This is a genomic window from Catellatospora methionotrophica (genome assembly GCF_011297335.1).
GTDB classification, from domain to species: domain Bacteria; phylum Actinomycetota; class Actinomycetes; order Mycobacteriales; family Micromonosporaceae; genus Catellatospora; species Catellatospora methionotrophica.
The window spans coordinates 1-9,266 of record NZ_JAAOTJ010000045.1 but is presented as its reverse complement, the minus strand read 5'-3'; the positions used below and the strand labels follow the sequence as shown (position 1 = coordinate 9,266).

General features: G+C 71.5%; 11 protein-coding genes. 8 read left to right on the top strand and 3 right to left on the bottom strand.

The genetic code is table 11. From position 1 onward, the window contains the following. Window positions 1–119: 119 nt before the first annotated feature. Both HAV40_RS37685 and HAV40_RS37680 read right to left on the bottom strand, forming a co-directional pair. A complete protein-coding gene (locus HAV40_RS37685) occupies window positions 120–986 on the bottom strand; it encodes a 1,4-dihydroxy-6-naphtoate synthase (protein ID WP_166389108.1) in 867 nt (288 codons plus the stop codon). Further along, on the bottom strand, window positions 983–1,213 hold the full coding sequence (locus tag HAV40_RS37680) for a DUF2530 domain-containing protein (RefSeq protein WP_166389107.1): 231 nt from the start codon (window positions 1,211–1,213) through the stop codon (window positions 983–985). The genes HAV40_RS37685 and HAV40_RS37680 overlap by 4 nt, the downstream gene beginning before the upstream one ends. Window positions 1,214–1,246: 33 nt before the next feature. On the opposite strand from HAV40_RS37680, the gene HAV40_RS37675 reads away from it, so the two are divergent. Together HAV40_RS37675 and HAV40_RS37670 are read left to right on the top strand one after the other, a co-directional pair. Next, the gene (locus HAV40_RS37675) at window positions 1,247–2,065 is read left to right on the top strand and encodes a hypothetical protein (RefSeq protein ID WP_166389106.1); all 819 of its coding nucleotides are present in this window, start codon (window positions 1,247–1,249) and stop codon (window positions 2,063–2,065) included. Beyond that, window positions 2,062–2,691 (top strand): futalosine hydrolase, encoded by a 630-nt coding sequence (locus HAV40_RS37670; RefSeq protein WP_166389105.1) that lies wholly within the window; start codon window positions 2,062–2,064, stop codon window positions 2,689–2,691. The genes HAV40_RS37675 and HAV40_RS37670 overlap by 4 nt, the downstream gene beginning before the upstream one ends. 125 nt (window positions 2,692–2,816) lie before the next feature. Here HAV40_RS37670 and HAV40_RS37665 read toward each other — a convergent pair whose 3' ends face one another. Continuing rightward, window positions 2,817–3,575 carry a DUF3027 domain-containing protein gene (locus tag HAV40_RS37665; protein ID WP_166389104.1) on the bottom strand — a complete coding sequence of 253 codons (759 nt, stop codon included), beginning with the start codon at window positions 3,573–3,575 and terminating at the stop codon, window positions 2,817–2,819. Window positions 3,576–3,697: 122 nt separating this feature from the next. On the opposite strand from HAV40_RS37665, the gene HAV40_RS37660 reads away from it, so the two are divergent. The 6 genes from HAV40_RS37660 (at window position 3,698) to HAV40_RS37635 (ending at window position 9,044) form a co-directional block, all read left to right on the top strand. Beyond that, complete coding sequence (locus tag HAV40_RS37660; protein WP_166389103.1) at window positions 3,698–5,146, top strand: NCS2 family permease; 1,449 nt, start codon at window positions 3,698–3,700, stop codon at window positions 5,144–5,146. 67 nt (window positions 5,147–5,213) lie between these two features. Continuing rightward, entirely contained in the window at window positions 5,214–5,663 is a 450-nt protein-coding gene (locus HAV40_RS37655) for a MarR family winged helix-turn-helix transcriptional regulator (RefSeq protein WP_409365018.1), read from the top strand. A 112-nt stretch (window positions 5,664–5,775) separates the two neighbouring features. Beyond that, window positions 5,776–7,071 carry an MFS transporter gene (locus HAV40_RS37650; RefSeq protein ID WP_166389102.1) on the top strand — a complete coding sequence of 432 codons (1,296 nt, stop codon included), beginning with the start codon at window positions 5,776–5,778 and terminating at the stop codon, window positions 7,069–7,071. 13 nt (window positions 7,072–7,084) lie between these two features. Then, a complete protein-coding gene (locus HAV40_RS37645; RefSeq protein ID WP_166389101.1) occupies window positions 7,085–7,825 on the top strand; it encodes a maleylpyruvate isomerase family mycothiol-dependent enzyme in 741 nt (246 codons plus the stop codon). A 114-nt stretch (window positions 7,826–7,939) separates the two neighbouring features. Continuing rightward, complete coding sequence (locus tag HAV40_RS37640; protein ID WP_166389100.1) at window positions 7,940–8,446, top strand: RDD family protein; 507 nt, start codon at window positions 7,940–7,942, stop codon at window positions 8,444–8,446. A gap of 88 nt (window positions 8,447–8,534) precedes the next feature. After that, entirely contained in the window at window positions 8,535–9,044 is a 510-nt protein-coding gene (locus HAV40_RS37635) for a hypothetical protein (RefSeq protein WP_166389099.1), read from the top strand. Window positions 9,045–9,266: the final 222 nt, after the last annotated feature.

The window sequence follows — 9,266 nt, the reverse complement described above, 5'->3', positions numbered from 1 at the left end:
TACAAGGTCACCATCGAACCGGCAGCCGCCTGACCGCGATACAACGACAAACCCTGTCCCGGCTCCGCTGCGCTACGCCGAGACGCTGCCGCCTGCCCACTCACCCTCAAGTTTTCGGACTAGAGGGTGACGGGTGGGACGAGGGCGGCGGTGGCGGCGCGGTGGAGGAGGGCGCGGGCGGCGGCGTGGCCGTCGGGGCCGAGGTCCTCGGTGAACTCGTTGACGTAAAGCTTGATGTGCTGGTCCACGACGGCGGGTTCCATCTCCTGGGCGTGCGCGAGCACGTACGCGCGGCTGGCCTCGGGGTCGGCCCAGGCGGCCCGGACGGAGGCCCGGATCCAGTCGGTGGCGGCCGCGGCGTCGACGGCGCCCCGCTTGGCCAGGATCGCGCCGAGCGGGATGGGCAGGCCGGTGTCGGACTCCCACCACTGCCCGAGGTCGACCAGGCTCGTCAGGCCGTACCGCTGGAAGGTGAACCGGGCCTCGTGGATGACCAGGCCGGCGTCGTAGCGACCGGCCGCGACCCCCGGCATGATCTCGTGGAACGGCACCACCTCGATGCGGCCGGGGACCTGCCCGGTCTGCTCCGCCCACAGCCGGAACAGCAGGTACGCCGTGGTGCGGTCGCCGGGCACCGCGACCGTCGCGCCGGAGATGTCACCGCGACCGGCTCCGCTAGTGGCTCGTCCTGGTGGCCCGCCTGGACGGCGGTCCTCCGACGACTCCCCACCAGCGGTCAGCAGCAGCGGTCCGCAGCCGCGCCCGAGTGCCCCGCCGCAGGGCAGCAGCTCGTACTGGTCCAGCAGCCACGGCAGCGCCGCGTAGCTGACCTTGACCAGGTCGAAGCGCCCGTCGAGGGCGGCGGTGTTGGTCACGTCGACGTCGGCGAAGGTGACGTCGAGCTCCGGCGCACCCGGCACCAGGCCGTGCACCAGCGCGTGGAAGACGAACGTGTCGTTCGGGCAGGGCGAGAAGGCGATCCTCATGAGCGGCGCGCCTTCCGGTGCCGGTCGTGAACGATCATCGTGGCGAGGCCGGGCAGGCCCCACACCACGCCGGCGGCACAGATCCACAACCAGCTTTCGTGACCATTCGCCGACAGCCAGTCGCGGAAGAACAACAACACGAGCCCGACCAGCGCGAACACGGCCATGCCGCCGATGGCGAAGGGGACGGTCGGGGGGTCCAGCGGTTTGGGTGGTTCCAAGGGCACGACAACAGCGTACGCGCTGGCAGGATAGGCACCATGCCCCTGCTGCGCGCGCTCCAGACGTTCGCCGACGTCGTGGTCCGGATGTTCCGGGTGCTCATCGCCACGGTGAGCAGATCGGTCGTCGGCATCCGCTGGCTCACCCGCACCGCCCTGCGGATCCGGGTCCAGGGCTCGAACGGCGTCACCGGCGTCGCCCGGCTCTACGACCTGCACGCGGTGGTCGTCGCCGCCGACCTGTCCCTGCTCGCCGGGCTGGTCTGGGCGGTCGGCGCGCCCAGCCCGACCGAACTGTCCCTCGCCATCGGGGCGGGGGTGCTGGCGGCGGTGCCCGCCGGGCTCGCCGTCGCGGCGGCTCCCGCGTCGGGGCGGGCGCTGATCGGCCTGCTGCTGGTCGGGCGGGCCGTCGCGACGCTGCTCGCCGCGCAGTGGCTGTCCAGCTGGGTCCTGCTGCTGGTGCTGGCCGCGCTGATCCTGCCGCAGTGGATCGTGCACCTGGTCCTGCTGCGCCACCTGCTGCCCCGCGACGCGCACGTGTTCGGCGCACTGTGGCGGGCCGTGCAGTACGCCTCCATCGCCGGGCTGGTAGCCGGGATCACCGGCCTGGTCATCGGCGCGTTCCTGGGCGGCTGGCCGCTCTGGGTGGCCGTGTTCTGCCTGGCCGTCGGCGCGCTGCTGGCGCTGCGGCTGCCCGCGCCGGGCGGCCCGGTGCCGGGAGCGGCCAAGCCGCTGCCGCCGGTGCCCCCGGCCAAACGGCTGCCGCAGCAGGAGCAGCGCACCATCCCCGAGGGCTTCCACGTGTACCGTCCGTCGTCGCTGGACCCGTCCGGCGACGAGGGGAGGAAGAAGCAGTGACACTGCTTGTCGTGACGGCGGTCGCCGCCGAGGCCGAGGCGCTGTCCCGAGGGCTGCCGCCGGGCGCGGACGTGACCGTGGCCCCGGTGGGGGTCGGCCCGGCCGCTGCGGCTGCGGGCACGGCGCGGCTGCTGGCGCTGGCCGGGGACCGCTACCGGGCCGTGGTGTCGGCGGGCATCGGGGGCGGCATCGGCCTGGCCCCGGGTGCGACCGCGCTGGCGACCCGCTGCATCGCCGCCGACCTGGGCGCGGACTCGCCGCAGGGTTTCCTCAGCCTCGACGAGCTGGGCTTCGGCAGCGCCACCGCCGAGGTCGACGCCGCCCTGCTGGCCGAGCTGCGGGCGGCCCTGCCGGGCGCGGCCGCCGGGGAGATCCTGACCGTCTCGACCGTCACCGGCACCGCCGAGGGCACCGCCGAGCTGCTGCGCCGCCACCCGACCGCCGTCGCCGAGGCGATGGAGGGCTACGGCGTCGCGTGCGCCGCCCAGGGCGCGGGCCTGCCCTTCGCCGAACTCCGCACCATCTCCAACGCCGTCGGCCCCCGCGACCGCGCCGCCTGGCGCATCGGCGACGCCTTCGCCGCCCTCACCGCAGCCGGCCCCGCCCTGGCCGCGCTCCACCCCTGAACCCGCGCCACCGCGTAGCGCAGCGGCGCTGCAGTTTCGGGGAAAGTGGGGCCATGGAGACGGCGATGGCTGCAGTTTCAGGGAAACTGCAGCCATCGCGGAGCGGCACGTGGTGATCGTGCAGGTTACTCCACCTCGTCGACGATGCTGTCGTCGTAGATGGTGGGCGGGGCGGGGATGACGGTCTCGTCGATGAGGACTTCACTGTGGCCGCCGCAGCCGTGGTCCAGGGAGACGATGCGGCCGTCGTCGGGGGCGTACACGTTGGCGCAGGCGCCGAACATGCGGCCCAGCGAGCCGCCCAGCTTCACGTAGAACGCGCAGGAGACGCAGCGCGCCGTCCGGGGCGCGGCCAGCGAGATCGGGGCGTCGGGGCCGTTCTCGCCGTCGTACCAGCGCTGGGCGGCCTCCTCGCGGCCCAGCGGGGACAGCACGCGCGGGCGGCCCAGGCCGAGTTCCCAGGCGACCTCGTCGACCTCGGGGTCGCCGCCGAGCATGTAGCCGGGGGTGAGCCGGTCGTCGTCCTCGGGCGTGGGCAGCAGGTCGCCGACGCCCAGGTCACCGGGGTGCAGCCGCTCGTGCCAGGGCACCCAGCCGGGGGCGAGCAGCGCGTCGCCGCCGGGCAGCAGCACCGTCTCGCAGACGGTGACGTGCTTGCTGCGCGGGGCGCGGGTCACCGTGACGGCCCACTGCCAGCCGCGGTAGCCGGGCAGGTCGCAGGCGAAGTAGTGGGTGACCACGCGATCGCCCTCGGCGACCACGTTCAGATGCTCGCCGATGTGGCCGGCTTCCTCGGTGATCGCGCCGCGGGCGATGTCCACGGCCTCGGCACAGGCTTGATCGACTTTCGGGGCGCGGGTGGCGGTCCTGGTCACATCCGCCATTCTTCCTCATCGCTGATTCGCCGGTTGCGGTGACCCGGCAGCGCAGGCCGAGCGGCCGCACCCGGGGCCGTCGCAGCGTGATCTTCGTGGCTCGGTACACAATCGGCTTTCGATCTGGAACGATGCGGCCCATGAGCACGACTGGTCCTGGTGTGGTCGGCGGAGTCGACCGCTACTTCGAGATCTCCGCCCGCGGGTCGACGATGTCCCGCGAGGTGCGTGGTGGCCTGGCCACTTTCTTCACGATGGCGTACATCGTGGTGCTGAACCCGCTCATCCTCGGCGGTGGCAAGGACATCGACGGCGCGTCGCTGCCACTGGCGGCGGTCGCGGCGGCGACCGCGCTGATGGCAGGCCTGCTGACGATCCTGATGGGTGTCGTCGGCCGGTTCCCGCTCGCGCTGGCGGCGGGACTCGGCGTCAACGCCCTCGTGGCGTACGAGATCGCGCCGTTGATGACCTGGGCGGACGCGATGGGTCTGGTGGTCATCGAAGGTGTGATCATCGCGATCCTGGTGCTGACCAACCTGCGGGTCGCGGTCTTCCACAGCGTGCCGATGCAGCTGAAGACGGCGATCGGCGTCGGCATCGGCCTGTTCCTGACGATCATCGGCTTCGTCGACGCCGGGTTCGTCCGCTCGACCGGGCAGGGTTCGCCGCCGATCGGCCTCGGCATCGGCGGCAAGATCGTGACCTGGCCGGGCCTGGTCTTCGTGATCGGCCTGCTGGTCACGGTCGTGCTGGTCGCCCGGAAGGTGAAGGGCGCGATCCTGATCGGCATCGTCGGCTCGACCGTGCTGGCGATCATCGTCGAGGCGATCGCCAAGGTCGGCCCGGCGGGCGGCCCGGCCGGCAGCCCGGCCGGGTGGCAGCTGAACGTGCCGGTGGTGCCGGACAAGTGGGTCGGCGTGCCCGACCTGTCGCTGCTGGGCAACTTCAACGTGCTGGGCGGGTGGAAGTCCGCCGGGTTCGTGATCTGCGCGATGTTCGTCTTCACCCTGCTGCTGACCGACTTCTTCGACACGATGGGCACCATGGTCGCCGTCGCCCAGGAGGGCGGCATGCTGACCAAGGACGGCATGGTCCCGCGTACGAAGGAGATCCTGCTGGTCGACTCGATCGCGGCCGCGGCGGGCGGTGTGGCGAGCACGTCGAGCAACACGTCGTACATCGAGAGCGCGGCGGGTGTGGCCGAGGGCGCGCGGACCGGTTTCGCCAACCTCGTCACCGGTGGGCTGTTCCTGCTGGCGATGTTCCTGGCCCCGCTGGTCACCGTGGTGCCGTTCGAGGCGGCGTCGGTCGCGCTGGTGGTCGTCGGCTTCCTGATGATGACCGCGGTGCGCAACATCGACTGGACCGACTACGAGATCGGCATCCCCGCGTTCCTCACCATCGTGATCATGCCGTTCACGTACTCGATCTCGAACGGCATCGGTGCGGGCGTCATCACGTATGTCCTGATCAAGGCCAGTAAGGGCAAACTGCGCGACGTACACCCGTTGCTGTGGATCGTGGCCCTGCTGTTCGTGCTCTATTTCTGCGTGGGTGCCCTGGAGAAGCTGGTTTTCTGAGAGCGTGACCGCGCTCACCAGGGCAAAAGGATATCGTTAGCCAAGCTTATTAGCTAAGCTAATAAGCGTGACGGAGCAGGTGGTGATGGTGACGCAAGCTTCTGCCGAGGAGTTGACGCAGCGGCTCCGCGACGCCATCACCCGGCTCAACCGTCGGCTGCGCCAGGAGCGCCCCGTCGGCGATCTCACCGTTACCCAGCTGTCGGCTCTCACCAGCCTGCGGATCGGCGGCGCGCTCACCCCGCGCGAGCTGTCCGAGGCCGAACGGGTGCAGCCGCCCACGATGACGAAGATCGTGGCGAAGCTGGAGGAACGCGGTCTGATCAGCCGGACCCCGCATCCCACCGACGGGCGGCAGGTTCTGCTGTCGCCCAGCGACCAGGGGTTCGCGGTGCTGGACGACTACCAGCGGGTACGCGACGAATGGCTGGCCGGCAAGCTGGCGGACCTGTCCGCCCAGGAACGCGACACGGTGGCACGTGCCGCAGCACTGCTGGAGCGGCTCGCGCGCGACTGATTACGAGGGCATCCTCGCGATCAGGGGCAAGCGGAGGCCTGATCCGTCCGATCCGACCGGGGCACCCCGGCCGGTGAGCGGCGGCAAGGCTATCCGAGGAGGCGCACTCCGCGTGCGGGCAAGACTGAGCACCACCTTCCGTTCCCTGACGGTTCGCAACTACCGGCTCTTCGCGGGCGGTCAGCTGATCAAGCTGATCGGCGTATGGATGATGTACGTCGCCCAGGACTGGCTGGTCCTGGAGCTGAGCAACGACTCCCCGACCGCGCTGGGCCTGGTCACCGCACTGCAGTTCGTCCCCGTCATGCTGCTCACCCTGTACGCCGGAACCCTGGCCGACCGCTTCGACAAGCGCACCCTGCTCATGATCTCCAACGGGGCCTGGGCGGTGCTGGCCATCGTGCAGGCCGTGCTCATCGCCACCGGCGTCATCGAGCTGTGGCACATCATGATCTTCGCGGCGATGCTCGGCGTGGCCCAGGCCATCGAGACGCCGGTACGCCAGGCGTTCGTGTCGGAGCTGGTCGGCAAGCCGCTGCTGCCCAACGCCCTGTCGCTGTCCGCCGCCACCTTCCAGACCGCCCGCATCACCGGCCCGGCAGTCGCCGGTATCGCCATCGCCTGGCTGGGCACCGGACCGGTGTTCCTGGTCAGCACTGTCATGGCGATCGCACCGGTGCTCATGCAGGCCCGGATGAAGCCCGCCGAGCTGCACCGCCCCGAGCTGCTGGTGGGCGACGAGCGGGCCGAGGCCAAGGTCGCCGACGGGCTGCGTTACGTGCGCACCCGGCACGACCTCCTGCTGCCGATGGTGATGATGCTGGTCATCGCGATGTTCGGGTTCAACTTCCAGCTCACCCTGGCGCTGCTGGCCAAGACGGTGTTCGCCACCGGTGCGGCCACCTTCGGCCTGTTCAACACGGCACTGGCCGTCGGCTCCCTGGCCGGGGCACTGGCGGGCACCGCCCGCAAGGGCCGCCCCTCGGTGTACGTGCTGCTGACCGCCGCGGTCGCGTTCAGCGTGCTGGCCATCGCGGTCGGCTTCGCGCCCACGAAGTGGATGGTGCTGCTGCTGCTCGTGCCGACCGGGTTCAGCACCGTGTTCCTGGCCCAGGCCGCCAACCAGCGGGTGCAGCTCGGCGTCGACGGCGCGTTCCGGGGCCGGGTGATGGCGCTGTACGTGCTGATCTTCCTGGGCACCGCGCCGATCGGCTCGATGGTCATCAGCTGGATCGCGGAGACCTTCGGCGCGGCTGCGGGCATCTGGCTCGGCGGTGCGGTCTCCCTGGTCGCGGCGCTGGCGGCGCTCGCCTGGCAGCTGCGGCACGCCGGAGACCGGCTGGCCTTCCAGGCCCGCCCGATGCCACGGGTAAGGGTCGTACACCAGGAGAGTGTCGTTGCCGCGTGATGGAATGCGGTCCATGGACTTCCATGCCGCACTCGACGCCGACTACGCCCGGCTGGTCGAGGTCAGCTCCGGCAGCCTCGACCGGCCGGTGCCGACCTGCCCCGGCTGGACGGTCGCCGACCTGGACCGCCACGTCGCCGAGGTCTACCTGCACAAGGTCGCCTGCATCCGGGAGGGCGTCGAGCCCGCGGACTGGCCGCCCCCGCAGCTGGCCGCCGAGGAGCCGCTGGCGCTGCTGCGCCGGGCCTACCGGGAGCTGACCGGGGAGCTGGCCGCCCGCGCCGACGACGAACCGTCCGGCAACTGGTACGCGCCGGATCCGACGGTCGGCTTCTGGCGTCGCCGGATGGCCCAGGAGACCGTGATCCACCGGATCGACGCCGAGCTGGCCGCCGGGACGCCGTCGGTGGACGTGCCGGACGACCTGGCCCTCGACGGCATCGACGAGGTGCTGCGCATCTTCCTGGAATATGGTGCCGCCACCTGGCCCGAGTACTTCGTCGACGGCCTGGCCGAGGGCGGCGGGCGGTCCGTGGCGGTGGCCACGGGCGGGCGGCGCTGGCTGGTCGCGATCGGACCGGACGTGCTCACCGTCACCGAGGGCGACGCCCCGGCGGCAGCCGAGCTCACCGGCTCACCGGACGCGCTGCTGCGCTGGCTGTGGCGTCGCGCCGACGACACCACTGTCACCGTCACCGGCGACCCCACCACCGTCACCACCCTCCGCTCCCTCCTCCACGCCGCCACCCAGTAGCGCCGGTTCTCCCCTCCCTTTTCAAGATCGTTGTCTCGTGTCGAATGGTCAGGCCTGGCCTCGGGTTTCGACACGAAACGGCGATCATCCTTCGCTCACCCTCGGAGCCTCGGCGTGAATTACGTTTCCTGGATCAGGCGAGTCGGGTCGGCGGTGGTCGATCTGGCGGTCGGCGTCGTGTTCGTGGTGCTCGCGTACGTGGTGGACGGGCCGGAAGTCGTCGTGCCGTCGCTCGATCCGCGGACAGGACAGGTGGTGCCGGGGGAGCCGAGCGGCGGCGGGGTGGTGTTCTGGAGCGTGCTGCTGACGGGGCTCGCCGTCACCGGGTATCACCGGTGGATGCTGGCCGGGGAGACCGGGCAGAGCTGGGGACGGCGGGTGCTGGGCACACGGCTGGTCGGTGCGGCGGCGGGCAGGCCGATCGGGGCGGGGCGGGCGTTCCTGCGGGATGTGGCGCACCTCGTCGACGCCGTCATCTGCTACCTGGGGTTCCTGTTCCCGCTGTGGGACGGCAAGCGGCAGACGCTCGCCGACAAGCTGGTCAAGACGGTCGTCGTCGACGCCGTACCGCTGGGCGAGCCGGAGCGGAAATATTCCGGCCGTGTGGCCGGTCCTCGGTGACCTCAATCAACTGGCGAGGAAAGGCCAGGTGGGCATAGTGTCGTTCAATGTGGCGACCGACAGCGCTCTTCCGCTCACTCTCGGAGTGATGGCGCTGGTCAGTATGCCCGCCGCGATCGCCGCCGCGATCTGCGCCGATGACGTCGTCACGCACATGCGCAGCAAGGCTGAGCAGGTCCGCGGGTCCTGGCACGAGCAGCGCACCCTGGACCGCCTGGAGCGCGCGTTCGCCCCGGCCCCGCCCGCAGGCCCGCCCTGGGTCGCCGCGGCCCGGGTCGCCACGGTCGCCATCGGCTCCGCTCGCGAGACCATGGTCCAGTTCGCCGCCGAGCGGCTGAGCGCGGTCGGCCTCGCCCCCGCCTGGCTGCCGCAGCCCGCACCCGCCGGGTCGCCGCTGGTGCCGTTCGAGGAGATCATCGACCGGCTGCGCGAGCTGCCCCGCGACGACGAAGGCTACGACCAGGCGCTCCGCGACGCGTGCCAGTGCCTCGACATCGACGAGCACCTGACCGAGGTCGACGGCCTCGACCTGCAGATCGAACGGGTACGCGTCGAAGGCGCCCTGATCGCAGCCGGCGTGGTCCTCGGCGAAAGCTGAACCCCGCCGAGCGGGCCCGAACCCCGCCGATCGGGGCCGAGCGGGCCGAAGGCCGCCGAGCAGGCGGAAGATCGCTGTTTCGGGTCAGAAAGTGCGGCGTGACCTCACTTTCTGACCCGAAACAGCGATCTTGCCCGCGCCGCGACCCCGCCCCGCGCCGCGACCCCGCCCCGCGCCGCGACCCCGCCCCGCGCCGCGACCCCGCCCCGCGCCGCGACCCCG

Bases quoted from the DNA above. Each gene is read 5' to 3' on its own strand.
- HAV40_RS37685 (WP_166389108.1), bottom strand. From the start codon at position 986: ATGAGGATCGCCTTCTCGCCCTGCCCGAACGACACGTTCGTCTTCCAC.
- HAV40_RS37675 (WP_166389106.1), top strand. From the start codon at position 1,247: ATGCCCCTGCTGCGCGCGCTCCAGACGTTCGCCGACGTCGTGGTCCGG.
- HAV40_RS37665 (WP_166389104.1), bottom strand. From the start codon at position 3,575: ATGGCGGATGTGACCAGGACCGCCACCCGCGCCCCGAAAGTCGATCAA.
- HAV40_RS37660 (WP_166389103.1), top strand. From the start codon at position 3,698: ATGCGGCCCATGAGCACGACTGGTCCTGGTGTGGTCGGCGGAGTCGAC.
- HAV40_RS37645 (WP_166389101.1), top strand. From the start codon at position 7,085: ATGGACTTCCATGCCGCACTCGACGCCGACTACGCCCGGCTGGTCGAG.
- HAV40_RS37635 (WP_166389099.1), top strand. From the start codon at position 8,535: ATGGCGCTGGTCAGTATGCCCGCCGCGATCGCCGCCGCGATCTGCGCC.